The sequence below is a fragment of the Rhizobium sp. NPDC090275 genome (assembly GCF_044772225.1).
GTDB lineage: Bacteria > Pseudomonadota > Alphaproteobacteria > Rhizobiales > Rhizobiaceae > Rhizobium.
Genome location: NZ_JBIVYL010000004.1, coordinates 100,757 through 119,021 on the forward strand (window position 1 = coordinate 100,757; position 18,265 = coordinate 119,021).

Annotated in this window: 17 protein-coding genes and 1 riboswitch; of the genes, 8 read left to right on the top strand and 9 right to left on the bottom strand. The window is 62.6% G+C overall.

The features are described 5' to 3' along the window. Window positions 1–17: 17 nt before the first annotated feature. Both ACIQUB_RS11845 and ACIQUB_RS11850 read left to right on the top strand, forming a co-directional pair. The gene (locus ACIQUB_RS11845; RefSeq protein WP_402929639.1) at window positions 18–959 is read left to right on the top strand and encodes a carbohydrate ABC transporter permease; all 942 of its coding nucleotides are present in this window, start codon (window positions 18–20) and stop codon (window positions 957–959) included. Continuing rightward, complete coding sequence (locus ACIQUB_RS11850; RefSeq protein ID WP_113238686.1) at window positions 952–1,800, top strand: carbohydrate ABC transporter permease; 849 nt, start codon at window positions 952–954, stop codon at window positions 1,798–1,800. Before ACIQUB_RS11845 ends, ACIQUB_RS11850 begins: the two co-directional genes overlap by 8 nt. Window positions 1,801–1,817: 17 nt before the next feature. On the opposite strand, the gene ACIQUB_RS11855 is transcribed toward ACIQUB_RS11850, so the two are convergent. The 5 genes from ACIQUB_RS11855 to ACIQUB_RS11875 form a co-directional block, all read right to left on the bottom strand. Beyond that, window positions 1,818–2,582 (bottom strand): 3-oxoacyl-ACP reductase, encoded by a 765-nt coding sequence (locus ACIQUB_RS11855; RefSeq protein ID WP_402929642.1) that lies wholly within the window; start codon window positions 2,580–2,582, stop codon window positions 1,818–1,820. Continuing rightward, window positions 2,579–3,400: a bifunctional hydroxymethylpyrimidine kinase/phosphomethylpyrimidine kinase gene (gene thiD, locus ACIQUB_RS11860; RefSeq protein ID WP_402929644.1), complete on the bottom strand. Its 822-nt coding sequence runs from the start codon at window positions 3,398–3,400 to the stop codon at window positions 2,579–2,581. Before thiD ends, ACIQUB_RS11855 begins: the two co-directional genes overlap by 4 nt. Continuing rightward, window positions 3,397–4,032, bottom strand: a complete 636-nt coding sequence (gene thiE / locus ACIQUB_RS11865) for a thiamine phosphate synthase (RefSeq protein WP_402929646.1) — start codon at window positions 4,030–4,032, stop codon at window positions 3,397–3,399. The genes thiD and thiE overlap by 4 nt, the downstream gene beginning before the upstream one ends. Then, on the bottom strand, window positions 4,029–4,832 hold the full coding sequence (gene thiM, locus ACIQUB_RS11870; protein ID WP_402929648.1) for a hydroxyethylthiazole kinase: 804 nt from the start codon (window positions 4,830–4,832) through the stop codon (window positions 4,029–4,031). The genes thiE and thiM overlap by 4 nt, the downstream gene beginning before the upstream one ends. A 48-nt stretch (window positions 4,833–4,880) precedes the next feature. Then, a riboswitch (TPP riboswitch) is annotated at window positions 4,881–4,976 on the bottom strand. 77 nt (window positions 4,977–5,053) lie between these two features. Then, window positions 5,054–5,524: an Lrp/AsnC ligand binding domain-containing protein gene (locus ACIQUB_RS11875; RefSeq protein ID WP_047504963.1), complete on the bottom strand. Its 471-nt coding sequence runs from the start codon at window positions 5,522–5,524 to the stop codon at window positions 5,054–5,056. Window positions 5,525–5,644: 120 nt separating this feature from the next. On the opposite strand from ACIQUB_RS11875, the gene putA reads away from it, so the two are divergent. Continuing rightward, window positions 5,645–9,355, top strand: coding sequence for a trifunctional transcriptional regulator/proline dehydrogenase/L-glutamate gamma-semialdehyde dehydrogenase (gene putA, locus ACIQUB_RS11880; RefSeq protein WP_402929651.1), 3,711 nt, complete (start codon window positions 5,645–5,647; stop codon window positions 9,353–9,355). Window positions 9,356–9,381: 26 nt separating this feature from the next. Here the strand turns inward: putA and ACIQUB_RS11885 are convergent, their stop codons facing one another. The 4 genes from ACIQUB_RS11885 to ACIQUB_RS11900 all read right to left on the bottom strand — a co-directional run bounded on the left by ACIQUB_RS11885 (window position 9,382) and on the right by ACIQUB_RS11900 (window position 13,028). Beyond that, window positions 9,382–9,900, bottom strand: coding sequence for a flavin reductase family protein (locus ACIQUB_RS11885; protein ID WP_402929653.1), 519 nt, complete (start codon window positions 9,898–9,900; stop codon window positions 9,382–9,384). Between the two features lie 14 nt (window positions 9,901–9,914). Next, window positions 9,915–11,255, bottom strand: a complete 1,341-nt coding sequence (locus ACIQUB_RS11890; protein WP_402929655.1) for an LLM class flavin-dependent oxidoreductase — start codon at window positions 11,253–11,255, stop codon at window positions 9,915–9,917. Between the two features lie 97 nt (window positions 11,256–11,352). After that, window positions 11,353–12,291, bottom strand: a complete 939-nt coding sequence (locus ACIQUB_RS11895) for a LysR family transcriptional regulator (RefSeq protein WP_402929657.1) — start codon at window positions 12,289–12,291, stop codon at window positions 11,353–11,355. Between the two features lie 11 nt (window positions 12,292–12,302). Continuing rightward, window positions 12,303–13,028, bottom strand: a complete 726-nt coding sequence (locus tag ACIQUB_RS11900) for a UTRA domain-containing protein (protein WP_402929659.1) — start codon at window positions 13,026–13,028, stop codon at window positions 12,303–12,305. A 241-nt stretch (window positions 13,029–13,269) separates the two neighbouring features. Between ACIQUB_RS11900 and ACIQUB_RS11905 the strand changes: the two genes are divergently transcribed. The 5 genes from ACIQUB_RS11905 to ACIQUB_RS11925 all read left to right on the top strand — a co-directional run bounded on the left by ACIQUB_RS11905 (window position 13,270) and on the right by ACIQUB_RS11925 (window position 18,228). Continuing rightward, window positions 13,270–14,097 (top strand): transporter substrate-binding domain-containing protein, encoded by an 828-nt coding sequence (locus ACIQUB_RS11905; RefSeq protein ID WP_283192560.1) that lies wholly within the window; start codon window positions 13,270–13,272, stop codon window positions 14,095–14,097. A gap of 84 nt (window positions 14,098–14,181) precedes the next feature. Continuing rightward, window positions 14,182–14,823: an amino acid ABC transporter permease gene (locus tag ACIQUB_RS11910; protein WP_018896565.1), complete on the top strand. Its 642-nt coding sequence runs from the start codon at window positions 14,182–14,184 to the stop codon at window positions 14,821–14,823. Further along, the gene (locus ACIQUB_RS11915; protein ID WP_402929663.1) at window positions 14,820–15,488 is read left to right on the top strand and encodes an amino acid ABC transporter permease; all 669 of its coding nucleotides are present in this window, start codon (window positions 14,820–14,822) and stop codon (window positions 15,486–15,488) included. The genes ACIQUB_RS11910 and ACIQUB_RS11915 overlap by 4 nt, the downstream gene beginning before the upstream one ends. After that, window positions 15,485–16,276 carry an amino acid ABC transporter ATP-binding protein gene (locus ACIQUB_RS11920; RefSeq protein WP_402929665.1) on the top strand — a complete coding sequence of 264 codons (792 nt, stop codon included), beginning with the start codon at window positions 15,485–15,487 and terminating at the stop codon, window positions 16,274–16,276. Before ACIQUB_RS11915 ends, ACIQUB_RS11920 begins: the two co-directional genes overlap by 4 nt. Before the next feature lie 224 nt (window positions 16,277–16,500). Next, complete coding sequence (locus ACIQUB_RS11925) at window positions 16,501–18,228, top strand: peptidoglycan D,D-transpeptidase FtsI family protein (protein WP_402929667.1); 1,728 nt, start codon at window positions 16,501–16,503, stop codon at window positions 18,226–18,228. The last annotated feature ends 37 nt before the right edge of the window (window positions 18,229–18,265 follow it).

The window sequence follows — 18,265 nt, forward strand, 5'->3', positions numbered from 1 at the left end:
TGGAATGTGAGGTCCCCATGGCCAATGTCAGCGCCGCCGCCGCAATCAGACCCGCGCGCATACCGGCCACCCAGTCGGCCCGGCGCAAACATCCGGCCGTTGCCGGCCGCTTGCCCGTGCTGCTGCTCTTCCTGCCGCCGGCGCTTCTGTTGTTTTCGATCTTCGTGATCCTGCCAATGGGCGAGGCCGCCTGGTACAGCCTTTACAAATGGGACGGATATGGCCTGCCGACGCAATATGTCGGCATGCGTAACTTCGAGCTTCTGTTCAAGAACGGCGCCTTCCTGACCGCGCTGAAGAACAACGCGATGATCATGGTCATCTCGATCTTGATCCAGATTCCGCTCGCCATCTGGCTGGCGATGATGCTGGCGCACCGCATCGCCGGCGTGGTCGTCTTCCGGCTGATCTTCTTTCTGCCCTACGTGCTCGCCGATGTCGCGGCCGGCCTGATCTGGCGCTTCGTCTATGACGGCGACTACGGGCTCTTCGCGTCGATCGCCCATCTGCTCGGCGTCGAGACACCCTATGTGCTGGCCGACAAGGATCTGGCGATGTACGCCGTGCTGGGCGTGATCATCTGGAAATACTTCGGCTTCCACATGATGCTGTTCATCGCCGGGCTGCAGTCGCTAGACAAAAGCGTGCTGGAGGCTGCCGAGATCGATGGCGCCAGCGGCTGGCAGAGGTTTCGCTATATCACTCTGCCGCTGCTTGGATCGACCGTGCGTCTGTCCGTCTTCTTCGCCGTCGTCGGCTCGCTGCAATTGTTCGACGTCATCATGCCGTTGACCGGCGGCGGTCCGTTCAACTCCACACAGACGATGGTCACCTTCCTGTTCAACTTCGGTGTTGCCCGCATGCAGGTCGGGCTGGGAAGCGCCGTCGGCGTGGTGCTCTTCCTGATCTGCGTCACGCTCGCCTTCAGCTACAAACGGATATTCATGCGCCATGACTGACGTCGTTTCATCCGATCGGCTCACCGCCGGCACCAAAATCTATCTCTACACGTCGCTGGTCATCATATCGGCCATCGTGCTGATCCCGCTGATGACCACAGCGCTGGGCGGCTTCAAGGATTTGGGCGATCTGCGCACCAATCCGTTTGGCCTGCCGGTCCAATGGCACGCCGAGAATTACACCCAAATCCTGTTCGGCGATCGCTACTGGCGGCAAATGGTCAATTCGCTGATTATCGCCGCGCTGACTGTCTTCCTCACCGTATCGGTATCGGCAATGGCGGCCTTCACCTTCGCGCATGTCCGCTTCTTCGGCGCCGATTTCCTGCTGAACTATTTCCTGATCGGGCTGATGTTCCCGGCAGCAACCGCCATCCTGCCACTGTTCATCCGCATTCGCGATCTCGGGCTGCTCAACACTTACTGGGGCGTGGTGCTGCCGCAGGTCGCCTTCGGTCTCGGCATGAGCATACTCCTGTTCCGGAACTATTTTCGCAACCTTCCGGAAGAATTGTTCCAGGCGGCCGTTGTCGATGGCTGCGGCTACATGCGCTTCTTCTGGCATATCTGCCTGCCGCTCTCGCGACCGATCATCGCAACGGTCAGCATCATCTCCTTCGTCGGCAGCTGGAACAGCTACATCCTGCCGCTGATCATGCTGAACTCCGAGAAGATGTATCCGTGGCCGCTCGGCATCATGGTCTATCGCGGAGAATTCAGTACCGCCTGGCAGCTTGTGCTCGCCTTCATCACGCTGACGATCATGCCGACCGTCATCGTCTTCTTCCTCGCACAGAAGCACATCATCGCCGGCTTGACCGCAGGCGCGGTCAAGTCGTGATGAAAGCCCGGTGACGTTCAGCCAAAGACAAGGCCGCCGTCAACGATCAGGTTCTGGCCGGTAACCGCCCGCGCCCAGGGACTGGCGAAGAACAGCACGGCGTCGGCGGCTTCCTCGGGCGTCGTCACGCGGCGCAGCGGCGTGCTGCCGGCTATGAGATCAAACACCGCTTCGGGCGTCCCGGCGCTGGCATCGGTGGTCCGCAGCAATCCGCCGGAGACCATGTTGACGGTGATGCCATCAGGCCCGAGTTCGGCCGCAGCCGTGCGGGTCAGCGACAACAGCGCACCCTTCGCCGCCGTATAGTCATGATAGGGAACGACCGGGTTCTGGAAGAGATTGGTCCCGATCGTTACGAAGCGCCCGAAACCGGCAGCCGCCATGCCGGGGCGCGTCGCCTGGATGAGGTTCAACGCGCCCTTCATCGCCGTATCGAGCTGCGCGGTCATCTCCTCCCAGCTGAGTTCGCCGAGCTTCGGGCGCGCATCGCCGTTGAAGCTGAAATCGGCGAGCGCATTGTGCACCACCGTGGTCGGCAGTCCGAGCCTGCGCGTAACATCCGCCACCAGTTCGCTCACCGCCGCGCCGTCGCGGATATCGGCCTGAAAGGCATGCGTCCGCTCGCCGAGGCTCTTCGCCAGCGCCTCGGCCTGTTTCCGGCTATTGCGATAGTTGACTGCTACCTTCGCGCCTTCGCGGGCGAAAGCGCTTGTGATCGCCGCCCCGAGCCCGCGCGCAGCGCCGGTTACGATCACCGTCTGCTCACTGATCGGCAATGTCATTTCGTGTCTCCTTCCTCTGTCGTCCAAAGTTCGTGAAAGTGCTGGACCGGACCATTTCCCGAGCCGACGTCGAGCGTGTCGGCAGCAGCCACCGCGCCGGCGAGATAGATCTTTGCGACGGCCACCGCATCTGGCAGCGGCGCGCCCTTGGAGAGCTCGGCCGCCAGCCCGCTCGACAGCGTGCAGCCCGTGCCGTGGGTGTTTGCCGTGGGGATTCTGGCGGCCTCGAACCAGGCGAGGCCGTCTTCCGTTGCCAGCACATCGGGGCTCTGGTCGCCCTCGAGATGGCCGCCTTTGACAAGCACGGCAGCGGGCCCCAAAGCGCGCAGCGCTTCGGCCTGCTCGCCCATCTCCCGGCGACTCTCGGCCACATCGGTGCGCAGCAACGCGGCGGCCTCAGGCAGATTGGGCGTCAGCAGCGTTGCAAGCGGCAGCAGCCGTCGCAGCAAAACATCGACCGCGTCGGGATCGAGAAGCTTTGCCCCCCCCTTGGCCACCATGACGGGATCGAGCACGATCGGGATGTCGGGATGATGCTTGAGAACGTCGGCTACCGCATCGGCGATTTCGGCATTGGCGATCATGCCGATCTTCACGGCATCGACGCGGATGTCCGCAAACACGGCCTTGATCTGATCCGCCACGAAGCCTGGCGGAACGAGATGAACGCCAGATACGCCCTGCGTGTTCTGCGCGGTCAAGGCCGTGAGCGCTGCCATGCCATAGACACCGCGCGCGGCAAACGCCTTGAGGTCCGCCTGGATGCCCGCGCCGCCCGATGGATCGGATCCGGCGATGGAGAGAACGTTGCGGATCATCGCGATCTCCCTTGAATTGCCTCTGAAAGCTCGCGGGCGGCGGCGCGCGGGTCTGATGTGCCGCAAATCGCAGAGACGACGGCGATCCCGTCGGCGCCGGCGACAAAGACACCGCTGACATGCGCCAGCTTCAACCCGCCGATGGCAACAGATGGAACCGGGCAAGCGGCGACGAGACGTGCAAGGCCGTCGAAGCCGATCGGCTGCTTGTGGTCCGGCTTGGTCGGCGTCGCGAAGACCGGCCCGATACCGGCGTAGTCGACCAATGCGGGATCGACAGCTCTTGCAAGCGCCTCGGTCTCCACCGACAGGCCGAGGATCATGTCAGGTCCGATCCGCTCGCGCGCGGCGCGCACGACCATATCGTCCTGGCCAACATGCAGCCCATCCGCGCCGATCGCGATAGCTGCCTCGACATCATCGTTGACGACAAGCAAAGCGCCCGTCCCGGCAAGCGCTTCCTTCAAAGCACGGCCGGTCTCGATCATGCGCGCCGTGGAGGCATGCTTGTCGCGGAGCTGCACGACGGTGGCGCCACCGGCGACGGCGCGCCTTGCGGTTTCGACCATGCCGATGCCGGCGCAGAGCTCGGGATCGAGAACGAGGTAGAGCGAGAGATCGATCCTGCTCATAGCATCCGCACCCGCGATTTGGTGTCGATAGCAGCGCCGTCTATCGCCGCGAGGGCGTCTAGGAACCGCCAGGAAAATGACCCCGGTCCATCAGCGGCCCGCGCCGCCTCTTCGCCGGCGACGGCGAACATGGCGAGTGCCGATATCGTCGCTTCGAATGGCGCATCGGGCCTGATGGCGGCGAAGGCGCCGACGAGGCATGTCAGCGAGCAGCCGAGCGCCGTCACCTGCGGCATCAGCGATGAGCCGCCCTCGATGCGGCAGGCACGCGCGCCGTCGGTGACGAAATCGACCTCGCCGGTCACCGCGACAACGGCCTGGTGCGTGTTAGCGATATGGCTGGCTGCAGCTTCCGCCTGCTCCACGGGGTCACGGCTGTCGACCCCCTGCCCCCGGCTTTCGCCGCCGGCGAGCGCGATGATCTCCGACGCGTTGCCGCGAATGATGGTCGGGCGAAGCGCCAGCAGGTCCGCGACGGCTCGCCTGCGAAAGGCCGTCGCATAATGGGCGACGGGGTCGAGAACCCATGGCCTGGCGCTTTCGCCCGCCGATCTGGCGGCGACGCGCATGCCGTTCATCCAGCTCGACGACAGCGTGCCGATGTTAACAGTCAGCGCGCCGGAGATGGCCGCGAACTCGCCGGCCTCTTCCTCGGCATGCACCATGGCTGGCGACGCGCCGGCGGCGAGCAGCACGTTGGCGGCGATGTTCATCGCAACGAAATTGGTGATGCACTGAACGAGCGGCTTTTGCGCGCGCATGGCATCGAGCATCGAACCGGGAGATCTGTCGTCTTTCATCATGCCCCTTTCGGGCGGGGCAAGACGCGGGAACCCTGATAGCTATGCCGAAGGGTCCGAGCGACTCCCTCCGCCAGCATTATCTGGTTCAGGTTCAAAGGGTACTTCTCAGTCTGCCGTCGGCAAACGCCCCTGTCTCTCAATGGCTCTGTTCTGTCAGAGAAGCCGACCGCTGTCACGCGCAAAATGACAGCAGCCCGGAGCCAGCAATCCGCTGCCGATCAGGCGCCGTTCTCCTTGATCGCTTCCATCGCAACGAAGGTCGACGTGTTGGCGACGAAGGGAAGACTGGAGATCTTCTCGCCCAGAACGAGGCGATAATTGGCGATATCGGACGTGCGTATCTTCAGGAGATAATCGAATGCGCCCGCGATCATGTGGCACTCCTCGACCTCCTGCAGCTTGCGAACCGCGACGTTGAAAGCATTCAGCGCATTCTCTCTGGTGTCGGAGAGTTTCACCTCGGTAAACGCCACATGGTTGCGGCCGAGCTTGTTGACGTCGATGATGGCGCGGAAGCCGAGAATGTAGCCATCCTCGATCAGTCGCTTGAGCCTGACCTGGCAGGGCGTGTTGGACAGGCCCACGCGCTTGGCGAGGTCGGTCACCGACATCCGGCCATCGGCGACGAGCGCCTCAAGTATGCGTTGATCAAATTGGTCGATTTCCCTTATATTTCCCGCACCAGCCACAATAATTCCCTTCAATATGAATATTGAATAGCGAACTAAAGACCAGAACGCTCAAAATCAAGTGAAATTGACTTTTTGAAATCTGCTAGCTTTCCGACATCAGCGGATCAGGAGCCCAGCATGGCAATCACCACCGACGCGGCAACAGTCGAAGTCACAGTAGAGCAGGCCAACGGCTCTGCAAATCCCTTTGACGGATTTGCCCCTCCGATCCGAGAACAGAGCGATCTGCGCCGCGCCATCACGGCTGCCTACCGCACGCCGGAGACGATCTGCGTGCCACGCCTGGTTGAAGCAGCCGCCCTTCCCGATCACGTCAGGAAAGCCGCCGCCGACACCGCTCGCAAGCTGATCGAAGCGCTGCGCGCCAAGCACAAGGGAACCGGCGTCGAGGGGCTGGTGCACGAATATTCGCTCTCCAGCCAGGAAGGCATCGCGCTGATGTGCCTCGCAGAGGCGCTGCTGCGCATTCCAGACACGGCAACGCGCGACGCGCTTATCCGCGACAAGATTTCCGAAGGCGACTGGAAGGCGCATCTCGGCGGCGGTCGCTCGCTCTTCGTCAACGCCGCGACCTGGGGTCTCGTCGTGACGGGTAAGCTGACATCGACGGTTGCCGACCGCAGCCTTTCGGCCGCTTTGACCCGACTGATCGCCCGCTGCGGTGAACCGGTAATCCGCCGGGGTGTCGACATGGCGATGCGGATGATGGGCGAGCAGTTCGTCACCGGCGAGACCATCGACGAGGCGCTGCAGCGCGCCAAGCCGCTTGAGCAGCGCGGCTTCCGCTATTCCTACGACATGCTGGGCGAAGCCGCGACGACGGGCGCCGACGCGAAGCGCTACTACAAGGATTACGAGACAGCGATCCACGCGATCGGCAAGGCGTCTGATCGGCGTGGCATCTACGAAGGCCCGGGCATCTCGATCAAGCTTTCGGCGCTGCATCCGCGCTACGCACGCGCGCAGAGCGCCCGCGTCATGGACGAATTGCTGCCGAAGGTGAAGGCGCTGGCGCTGATCGCCAAGTCCTACGACATCGGCCTCAACATCGACGCCGAAGAGGCCGACCGCCTCGAACTGTCGCTCGACCTTCTGGAAGCGCTCTGCCTCGACCCCGATCTGGAAGGCTGGAACGGCATGGGCTTCGTCGTCCAGGCCTATGGCAAGCGCTGCCCCTTCGTGCTCGATTTCATCATCGACCTCGCGCGCCGCGCCGGCCGCCGCATCATGGTGCGCCTCGTCAAGGGCGCTTACTGGGACGCGGAGATCAAACGCGCGCAGGTCGACGGCCTCGCGGACTTCCCCGTCTTCACCCGCAAGATCTACACCGACGTGTCCTATATCGCCTGCGCCAGGAAGCTGCTGGCGGCGACGGATGCCGTCTTCCCGCAGTTCGCGACTCACAACGCCCAGACGCTGGCGACCATCTACCAGATGGCGGGTTCGGATTATTATGTCGGCAAATACGAGTTCCAGTGCCTGCATGGCATGGGCGAGCCGCTTTACGACGAGGTGGTCGGCCGGCAGAACCTGAACCGCCCCTGCCGCATCTACGCCCCCGTCGGCACGCATGAGACGCTGCTTGCCTATCTCGTGCGTCGCCTGCTGGAGAACGGCGCCAACTCCTCCTTCGTCAACCGGATTGCTGACCCGAACGTCTCCATCGACGAACTGATCGCCGACCCGGCCGAGATCGTATCGAAGATGCCGATCGTCGGGCAGAAGCACGACAAGATCTCGCTTCCCGGCGAACTCTACGGGACGCGCGTCAACTCCGCCGGCCTCGATCTCTCCAGCGAAACGGTACTGAACCACCTGTCCCATCTGCTCGGCGAAAGCGCCACCAAGGGCTGGCGCGCGCTGCCGAGCCAGGCGACCGACATCAACGGCGCGCGCGACGTGCTCAACCCCGCCGACCACCGGGACGCCGTAGGCCAGGTTCGTGAGGCAACGCCATCCGAAGTCGCGGCAGCAATGCAGGCGGCGAAGGCGACAGCCGCATCCTGGGCCGGCGTCTCGCCCGCCGACCGCGCAGCTTTGCTCGACAGCGCGGCAGATATCATGCAGACGCGCATGGAAACGCTACTCGGCCTCATCATCCGCGAAGCCGGCAAGTCGGTGCAGAACGCCATCGCCGAAGTGCGCGAAGCGATCGATTTCCTGCGCTATTACGCCGAACAGGCACGCCGCACGCTCGGCCCCTCACACGCGCCGCTAGGCCCCGTGGTCTGCATCAGCCCGTGGAACTTCCCACTGGCGATCTTCAGCGGCCAGGTCGCGGCCGCCCTCGTCGCCGGCAACCCAGTTCTCGCGAAGCCCGCCGAGGAAACGCCGCTGATTGCCGCCGAGGCGGTCAGGATTCTGCATGAGGCGGGCATTCCCCAGGATGTCGTGCAGCTGGTTCCGGGCGAGGGTAGCGTCGGTGCGGCGCTTGTCGCGGCGCCGGAGACGGCGGCGGTCATGTTCACCGGCTCGACCGAAGTTGCCCGGCTGATCCAGGCCGAACTCGCCAAGCGCCTTTCGGCCGACGGCAAGCCGATCCCACTTATCGCCGAAACCGGCGGCCAGAACGCCATGATCGTCGATTCCTCGGCGCTTGCCGAACAGGTCGTGGGCGATGTCATCGCATCGGCCTTCGACAGCGCCGGCCAGCGTTGCTCGGCGCTGCGCATTCTCTGCCTGCAGGACGATGTCGCCGATCGCACGCTGACGATGCTGAAGGGCGCGCTGCGCGAACTGACGATCGCCAACACCAATCGCCTCTCCGCCGATATCGGCCCTGTCATCACCGCCGATGCGAAGGAGATCATCGAGACCCACGTGAAGTCGATGCAGGCGCTTGGCCGCAAGGTCGAACGCATCGAGCTGCCGACAGAGACGCAGCATGGCACCTTCGTCGCCCCGACGATCGTGGAACTCAAGAACATCGCCGAACTGAAGCGGGAAGTTTTCGGGCCGGTGCTGCATGTCATCCGCTGGCGCCGGCAGGATCTGGACCGTCTGGTCGATGAGATCAACGCCACGGGCTATGGCCTGACTTTCGGCCTGCACACGCGCCTCGACGAGACGATCGCCCGCGTGACCTCCCGCATCGAGGTCGGCAACGTCTACGTCAACCGCAACGTCATCGGCGCCGTGGTCGGCGTACAACCCTTCGGCGGGCGCGGGCTTTCCGGCACCGGTCCCAAGGCCGGCGGGCCGCTCTATCTCGGACGCCTGGTGAAGACACCGCCTATCCCGCCGCAGCACAGCTCCGTCTATAGCGATCCAGCGCTTTCGGATTTCGCCAAGTGGCTCGATGAGCGCGAACTGCATGACGAGGCCGAGATGGCCCGCAATCTCGGCAGCCAATCGGCGCTTGGTCTGGAGAGCGAGCTCACCGGCCCCGTCGGCGAGCGCAACATCTACGCGCTGCACGCTCGCGGCACCATCTTCTGCGCACCGGTCTCCGAAGTCGGCCTGCATCGCCAGATCTCCTCGGTCCTGGCAACAGGCAACAAGGCATTCATCGAATGCAGCGACAGCCTTCGCAGCAACCTGAAGGATCTTCCATTGAGCGTCTCCCAGCGTATCCAATTTGGCAACGGCAGGAGCACGAGCGAAATCCTCTCGGGCGCCCTCATCGAAGGTGACACTGCGCGCATCGCCTCGATGCAGCAGGAAATCGCCACCATGTCCGGCCCGCTGCTCCTGACGCAGGCAGCCTCGACCGCAGAGCTGGAGCGCAATCCGGAAGCCTATTGCCTGAACTGGCTGCTGGAAGAGGTTTCCACCTCGATCAACACCGCTGCCGCCGGCGGCAATGCGAGCCTCATGTCGATCGGCTAATCGCCTGGGCGCTCCGCCAGATGGGTTCAGATCACGGCAGACGTCTCTATGGACAGTCTGCGGTAGCCGCCGCGCCAGTAAAGCAGCGGCTCCACGTCTTCGCGCGTCTCGATCGCGCGCACGCGGCCGATCAGGATGGCGTGCGAATGGTGGTTGAGAACCGTCTCCAGCTCGCAGTCGAGCACCGTGAGCGCATTGGCGAGTGCCGGCGTGCCAGTTGCAAGCTCATACCATTGCGCGCCCTCATAACGCTCGGCGCCACGACGACCATCGAAGCCGGCGAAGGCTTGCGCGACGTGCTGCTGGTCGGCGGCGAGCACATTGACGCAAAAACGGCGATATTTATCAACGGCGGGCCATGAGGAGGACGACCGGTTGACGCTGACGATCACCGAGGGCACGTCGGCGGAGAGCGATGAGACCGATGTCGCGGTAAATCCCGTCCGCTCGTCTCCCTCGCCGACCGTGATCACGCTGACGGCGCCGGCCAGATGCCGCATCGAGAGCTTGAACGCTGCTTGATTGACGACAGGTTTGTCCAGCATCGCCAACTTCCCTCTCAATTGTTCGCGAAACGATTGGCGGGCATCGACAGGCCGAGGTTCTCGCGCAGCGTCGCGCCCTCGTACTCCTCGCGGAACAGGCCGCGGCGACGCAATTCCGGAAGCACGAGCTTGGCGAAGTCATCGAGGCTCGCCGGCAGCGTCGGGAACATCAGGATGAAGCCATCCGCCGCGCGGGTCTCGAACCACTCTTCCATGAAATCGGCGATCTGCTTCGGCGTGCCGGTGATGCCGTTGCCGGTGTGCTTTTCGGCATAGTGGCGCACCAGTTCGCCGACGGTGCGGCCGCTCTTGACGAAATCCACGAGTTCGTCGAACAGGGCGCGCGATCCCTTCGGCGCCTCAGGCAGCCGGTCCATCGGGAACGGCTTGTCGAGCGGTACGCCAGTCAGGTCAGCCTCCAGGAATTCCGACAGCATCAAGCGACCGACATCCGGGTGCATCTTGTCGATCAGATAATCGACCTTGGCCTTCGCCTCGGCTTCCGTCTCGCCGACATTCAGGACGACGCCGGGCATGATCTTCAGATCATCGGGGTTGCGGCCATAGGCCGGCATCCGCGCCTTGACGTTCTGGTAGAAGGCACGGTTGCGGTCGATGTTCGAGGCGAGGCTGAAGACGATCTCGGCCGTTCGCGCCGCCATGTCCATGCCCGGTTCGGAACCACCCGCCTGCGCGATCACGGGTCTGCCTTGCGGGGAGCGTGCTATGTTGAGCGGGCCGCGCACCTGGAAATGCTTGCCCTTGTGATTGAGTGTGTGGTGTTTGGTCTTGTCGTAATAAACGCCGCTTTCGCGATCGAGCAGCAGCGCGCCTTCCTCGAAGCTATCCCACAGGCCGAACACGACATCCACGAACTCGTTGCCGCGCTCATAGCGCAGCGCATGCGGGTCGAGACCTTCGCGGTTGAAGTTATAGCCGGTCTCGTCGTGGTCTGAGGTCACGACATTCCAGCAGGCGCGGCCGCTGCTCAGGTGATCGATCGAGGCAAACAAACGCGCGACGTTGAACGGCTCATAGTAGCTGGTCGATACCGTGGCCACCAGGCCGAGCTTCTCGGTCGATACCGCAAGCGCTGATAGCAGCGACAACGGCTCGAAGCGGTTCATCTTGGTCGGAATGCGCGAGAGCGCGTCGGGATCGCCGACCGCGGCGGCCGGAGAATCCGCCAGGAACATGAAATCGAGTTTTGCCGCTTCAGAGCGCTTGGCGACGTCGAGAAGATGGCTAAAATCGTTGGCGCCGTTGACGTTGCTGTCAGGATGCAGCCACGAGGCCGGATGAAAGCCGAACGTATAGACAAACGTGCCCAGTTTCATCTTGTCGCTGCGCGCCATCGTCGTCTCCCCAAAGTTGACCGCTATCAATTGCGCAAGCTAACGCCACGCGACTTTTTTCATCAATATCGCGCAGCTATCTTCCGTTTTAGTTTTTCTAAAGAGTCGACTGCATCGAGACCTGCCCCTGCTGGCGCGAGAGCGCAATAATCCAATCGCGAAACTCCGGCCCGTAGGCCTTCTGGAGGGCCGATCGATCCCAGGCGAGAAAATAGCTCTCGCGCAGCGGAATCCTGATGTCGACGGGAATGACGAGCGTCTGCGCCTCTAGTTCGTCTGATATCATCGACATCTGCGCAAGCACCACGCCGCGCTTGTTGACCGCGGCATCGATGGCGCTGCTCGACAGCGTGAAGGACAACCCCGGCGTCGTCTCCTTGAGATCGACACCGACCTTTGCGGCGAATTCCGACCAGCGCGGATAGGGGGTGAAATGCCGCTCCCATTCGACATGCAGCAACGGATAGCGCAACAGCTCCGCCGCCGTCGGTTTGCCCGCGGCGATCAAAGCCGGCGAGCAGGCGGGAACGACCCAGTCGCGGAAGAGCTCGGTATAATGATCGTGCTGCAGCACGTCTGAGCCATAACTGACGCGGAAATCGACCTCGTCGAAGCCCATGCGTGGCTCCCGGTCGCGGCCGATGACACGGATGTGGGCGGCCGGGTGCAGGGCCTGCCAGTCGAAGATGCGACGGCCGATCCACTTGTTCACCACCGAGGACAGCGCGCTCAGCACCAGCGCATTCTCGTTGCGCGCACGTTCCAGCACCTGCTGCGCGATCGCGAACTGCTCGAAGCCCTTGGTGATCTCGCGGTGATAGAGCCGACCCCAGACCGTCAGTTCCGCGGTTCGGCCGCTGCGCTCCAGAAGCGTGACGCCGAGAAAGCTCTCGATCTTCCTGATCTGCTGGCTGATCGCGCCCGGAGACACATTGAGTTCGATCGCCGCCGCCGTGACGCTGCCGCAACGCCCTGCCGCCTCGAAAGCCTGCAGCGCCTTCAGCGGAAGCGCCCTCAGCTGTTGCTCGTCGGTCAAATCAGGCCTCGTCAGGGTTGTCGCCGCGAGCGCTTTTCAGCCGGCTGGAAGACGCTCGCGAACTGGAATCGATCGCCGGGATGCATGATCTCGACATGCGTCACCATACGCTCGTTCTGCCAAGTCTGGCGAATGAGATTGAGACAGGGCTCACCGCGCTCCATCAGGAGCACGCGCGCCGTCGAGGCGTCGGCCGAGACCGCCCGAATCACATGCCTCGCCCTCGACCACGGCACCTGCGACAGCAACCACTTCGCCGGCGGGGCGCCAGCAAAGCTCTCCTCTCTTGCAAGCGGCACCGTGTCGAGCAGGATCAGCCGGCGCTCGATGGCGATCGGCTTCCCATCGACGATATGCAAGCATTGAAGCCTCAGAACTTCAGAACCCTCGGGCGCCTGTAGCTGCGCCGCCTCCGCGGTACCCAGCCTTTCGATTTTGCGCGACAGGATCTCGTGCCGGTGCTCGTAGCCCGCAAGCGCCGCCTCGGTGCTGATATCCTGGATATCCATGACCGTGCGGTCGATCTGCGGCGAGGCCACGAAGGAACCGGCCTTGCGCCGGCGCACGATCAGCCCGCGCTCGACAAGGATGGAGAGCGCCTTGCTGACTGTCATTCGCGAGCACTTATATTGCTCCACGAGATCGTGTTCGATGGGGATGCGATCTCCTGGCCGCCACTCGCCGCTCAGGATCCGCGTTTCGATGTCCTTGAAAATTCTTTGATGAATCGGGTCCAATACGTCACCTTTTCTCCGGCGCCAGGCGGAAATCGCTAACGCCGATCCGGGGGCTGCTTCAAAGCTGACGCACCTGCCCGGCACAAAAATTGCTTTCCTGGAGTTTGACATTGACACACTAGGCCAGCCTATATCTATTTGTATAGTCAAAAGCGGACCGGAGAAGTTCGCTTAAGGGACTAAAAAGTTCGGGAACTCGTGCTCCTCCACCGGGGAGCAAACACTGGAGAGATTGAAGATCATGATCGCAAACTCATTGCTCAAGGGCCTGGTCGGCGCCGCATTCCTGTTTGGCGCGACGCTTTCCGCGCACGCCGCTGACACGCTTGCCGCCGTCAAGGCAGCCGGCACGCTGAAGGTCGGCACCGAGACCGCCTTCGCGCCGTTCGACTTCATCGATGCCGGCGAGCACGCGGGCCTCAACGTCGATCTCTTCGCCGAAATCGGCAAGGAACTCGGCGTCAAGATCGAGTGGGTCGCCCTTCCCTGGGACGGCGTCTTCCCGGCGCTTGAAGCCGGCAAGTTCGACGTGGTTGCCGGCCCGGCAACGATCACCAAGAAGCGCATGGAACGCTACCGCTTCACGCCGCCGATCGCCGAAGCAACGATCGCGATCCTGAAGAAGGCCGGCGACAGCTCGATCAGCAAGCCGGAAGACATTGCAGGCAAGAAGATCGGCGTCGGCAAGGCGACCTCGCAGCTTGATCAGCTGAAGGAATTCTCCGATACGCTGGCGACCAAGGCTGATATCCGCGAATACCCGGCCTTTACCGAATCTTACGCCGATCTCGCTGCCGGCCGTATCGCCGGTGTTGCAAACTCGCTGCCGAACATCGCTTTCGTCGCCAAGCAGCGCGAGGGAACCTTCGAAGTCGTGCAGCCGCCTTTCGGCAAGAAGTCCTACTTCGGCTTCATCGGCCTGAAGGATGCCGATCATGCGCCGCTGATGGACGCGATCGATGGCGCTCTGCTGAAGATCAAGGCTGACGGCCGCATGGCCGAGCTGCAGAAGAAGTGGTTCGGCGCCACCTTCGATACCCCTGACGCGGTCAAGGACCCGGCGTTCTGATTTTATAGATCAGCGATCGGTCGCGCTCCGGCGATACTGGAGCGCGATCAGGTTTTGTGAGCGCCAGACAGGCTAAAGCCGCATATGTCCCTAAAACTCTTCGAATTGCTTCTGCAGGCATCGATCTACACGGTGACGATCAGCGTTGTGTCGATCCTGATCGGCTTCGCGATCGCCATCGGGCTATCGGGCATGCTCCTGTCGAAGAAGACGCTTTTCGTTCTTCCTGCCCAAGTTTTCATCAGCTTTTTCCGTGGCGTGCCTCTGCTCGTCCAGCTTCTGCTGATCTATAACCTGCTGCCCGCGATCGGGCTCAACGTTCCTAGCATCGTCGCGGCGATTGCCGGCATGTCGCTCTGCACCGCCGCCTACCAGGCCGAGAACCTTCGCGGCGGCTTCGCCAGCGTGCCCGTCGGGCTGATTGAATCGGCCGAGATGGTCGGCATGACACCGGGCCAGATCTTCCGCCGCATCAAGGCGCCGATTGCGCTACGCCTGACATTCCCGGCCCTCGTCAACGAAGCGATCCTTATTCTCAAGGCGTCGTCCCTGGTCTCGGTCGTCGGCATCATCGAACTGACCCGCATGGCGCAGGACCTCGCCGGCAGCACTTTCCTGCCGCTGCAGATCTTCGCGGCCGCCGGCCTCATCTATCTCGTGATCAACTGGATCGTGGCGCTTGCAGGCGGCCTGATCGAGCGCTCCCTGCCGGGAGTTCCGCGATGACATTCGATATCAACGTCATTCTCGACCAGATGCCGGCCATCGTCAGCGGCGCCGGCGTCACGCTCATGACCTGGATTGTCGGCACGATCGCCGCCGCCGTCCTCGGCTTCTTCGTGGCGGTCGGCCGGCGCTTCGGCGGCATGCTGCTCGACAACGTGCTCGGGTTTGCCGTCGCCGTGTTGCGCGGCACACCGTTCCTGATCCAGATCTTCCTCGTCTACTACGGCGGCCCCTTCATCGGCCTCTCGCTCGACCCGATCCCCGCAGGCCTGATCGGCATCTCGATCTACGGCGCGGCCTATTACAGCGAGATCTTCCGCTCCGGCTTTCTCGCCGTTCCCAAGGGCCATATCGAGGCCGGCGAATGCGTGGGGATGACGCAGGGGCAGATCATCCGGCGCATCCTTCTGCCCGAAATGACGATGCTGGTACTGCCGCCTTCGCTCAATATGGCGGTTCTCCTGATGAAGGAGACGGCGGTTTTGTCGATCATCACCGTGCCCGAGCTGACAGCGACGCTCAGCGCCATCGGCGCGCAGCAGTATGCCTTCGTCGAAGCGCTGTCGGTGCTGGCGCTATTTTACTGGGTCCTTGTCGAGATCACCGGCAGGCTTGGCCATCTCGTCGAAACGAAACTCACACGATTCAGGTTTTTCAACGCATGAGCCTACCCGCGATCGCAGTCAAAAATCTCGTCAAGACATTCGGCGACACCACCGTTCTCCACGGCATCGACCTCGAGATCCCGCAGGGACAGGTTTCCTGTCTGATCGGCCCATCCGGCTCCGGCAAGAGCACGCTGTTGCGCTGCATGGCCTTTCTCGAGGAGGCAACATCGGGAACGATCGCCATCAACGGCGAGACGCTCGGCTTCACGGAAAATGCACGGGGCGTGCGTGAGCGCATTCCGGCCGCCGCCAACCGCGCCATCCGGGCGCAGATCGGCATGGTATTCCAGCAGTTCAACCTCTGGCCCCACATGACCGCGCTCGGCAACGTCAGCGAAGCGCTGAAGCTGGTGCAGAAGATGAACAGGAAGCAAGCCGAGGAGCTCGCCATGGCGCAACTGGTGAAGGTCGGGCTCGAAAGCCGGGCCGGCCACTATCCGTCGCAGCTATCGGGCGGACAGCAGCAGCGCGTGGCGATCGCCCGGGCGCTGGCGCTGAAGCCGAAGATCATGCTCTTCGACGAGCCGACCTCGTCGCTCGACCCCGAACTGACGGGCGAAGTGCTGAACGTCATGCGCGATCTGGCCGCCGAGGGGATGACGATGGTGGTCGTCTCGCACGAGATCGGCTTTGCGGCCACCGTCGGGCAGCAGATCACCTTCCTCGACGATGGCAAGGTGCAGTTCTCAGGGCCGCCGCAAGAGGTATTCAAGAAGCCGCGCAATCCACGTCTTGAACAGTTCCTCGACACGTATCTCGACCGCGGCGCATCGATGCTGATGTAGGGCGTTTCCTGTCGGCTACATGCTTGGTTCATGAGCCGGCAAACGCTGCCGTTGCGGATGGGCACGGATGCCCGCCACCGCCGGTAGCAGATTGCCGCCGTTGGAATGACTTCTTTGTGAAATGAGCCAAGCCGAGGCAATTCGTTAACACAGCATTAACGATCTCGGCGCTAGCTGATGTGCACTAACAATTCGTATGCGCGCTATCGAGCAAGCTGGATCCGATGTCCATTCTTCAAACCCTAGCATCCAGAAGCGGGCGTCTCGTCAGCCTGGAGTTCGGCTCTCGCGATGGCGGCAGGCGCCTGGTCAAGCCACGCCGCAAGGCGCCCACGCCGAGATCGCGCCTGGCGATATTAGGCACCGTGCTGGTACTTGCCTACGGCGTCATCGGCGGCAAGCTCATTTACTACGGCGTGCACGGCGACCCATCCACGTCAGCCATCCTGCCCAAGCCTTCATCGGTCGCATCGCGCCCGGATATCCTGGATCGCAACGGAGAGCTGCTTGCAACGGACATCCGCACCGTGTCGATGTTCGCCGAGCCGATCAAGATCGTAGATGTCGACGACGCGGTCGAAAAGCTCGCCACCGTCTTTCCCGATCTCGACAAGCGCTCGACATTTCAGAAACTCTCCAACCGTCATTCGCACTTCGCGTGGCTGAAGCGCCAGCTGAGCCCGAAGCAGCAGAGCGAAGTGCTGAAGCTCGGCATTCCCGCCATCGGCTTCCGCCCCGAAGTAAAGCGCTTCTACCCCGGCGGCCGCACCGCCGCGCATATCCTCGGCTATGTCGACATCGACAATCACGGCGTCAGCGGCATGGAGAAGTATCTCGACGACCAGGGCCTCTCCGCCCTCGCCTCGACAGGCCTGACCATTGCCGGCAGCCTGGAGCCGGTGAAGCTTTCCATCGATATCCGCGCCCAGAATGCCGTGCACGATGTGGTGGCGGATGCGATCGGTCGATATCAGGCACAATCGGCCGGCGCCGTTATCCTTGACATCTACACCGGCGAGGTGCTCGCCATGGCTTCGGCACCCGACTTCGATCCGAACGATCCGCAAGCGGATGGCGATAAAGGCTGGCTCAACCGGATGTCGAACGGCACCGACGAGATGGGCTCCGTCTTCAAGACCTTCTCGATCGCGATGGCCATCGACACCGGTAAGATCAAGCTGTCCGATACGTTCGACGCAAGCACGCCGCTGCACTACGGCGGCTTCACGATCCACGACGACCGTGACGTTCCGCGGCGCGTGCTGTCGATCCCCGAAATCTTCCGGTACTCTTCAAACGTCGGCACCGCGAAGATGATGGATGTCGTCGGCATGGATATTCAAAAAGAATATCTGACCCGCTTCGGCCTGCTCTCGAAGATGCAGACAGAGTTGCCGGAAGTGAAAGCGCCGAGCCAGCCGAGAGTCTGGAAGAAGATCAACTCCCTCACCGCCGCCTTCGGCCACGGCGTTGCCACGACGCCCATGCAAACCGCAGTCGCCGGCGCAGCTCTTCTGGATGGCGGCGAACTGATCGAGCCGACTTTCCTGCCACGCACGCGCGAAGAGGCCGCGAAGACCGAGCAACCAGTCGTCAAGAAGAGCACAAGCGACACCATCCGATACCTCTTCAAGCTGAATGGCGAGCAGGGCACCGGCAGAACCGCCGACGTCCCCGGCTTCCATGTCGGCGGCAAGACCGGGACGGCCAACAAGGTCATCCACGGCGTCTATTCGCACAAGCTGAGCTTCAACTCTTTCCTCGCGGGATTCCCGATGCAAAACCCGCGATACGTGGTTCTGTCATTCGTCGATCAACCGCTGACGGGTTTGCAAAACCTCAACTTCGCCGCCCAAACGGCAGCACCCATGGTGGCCGATATCGTCAAGCGGGTCGGCCCGATACTGGGCGTTCAGCCGGATTTCGGACAGAACCTGCTGGTCGGCTACTGATCGGCCTCACCGAACTCCGACTGCCAAGATGAGCGGT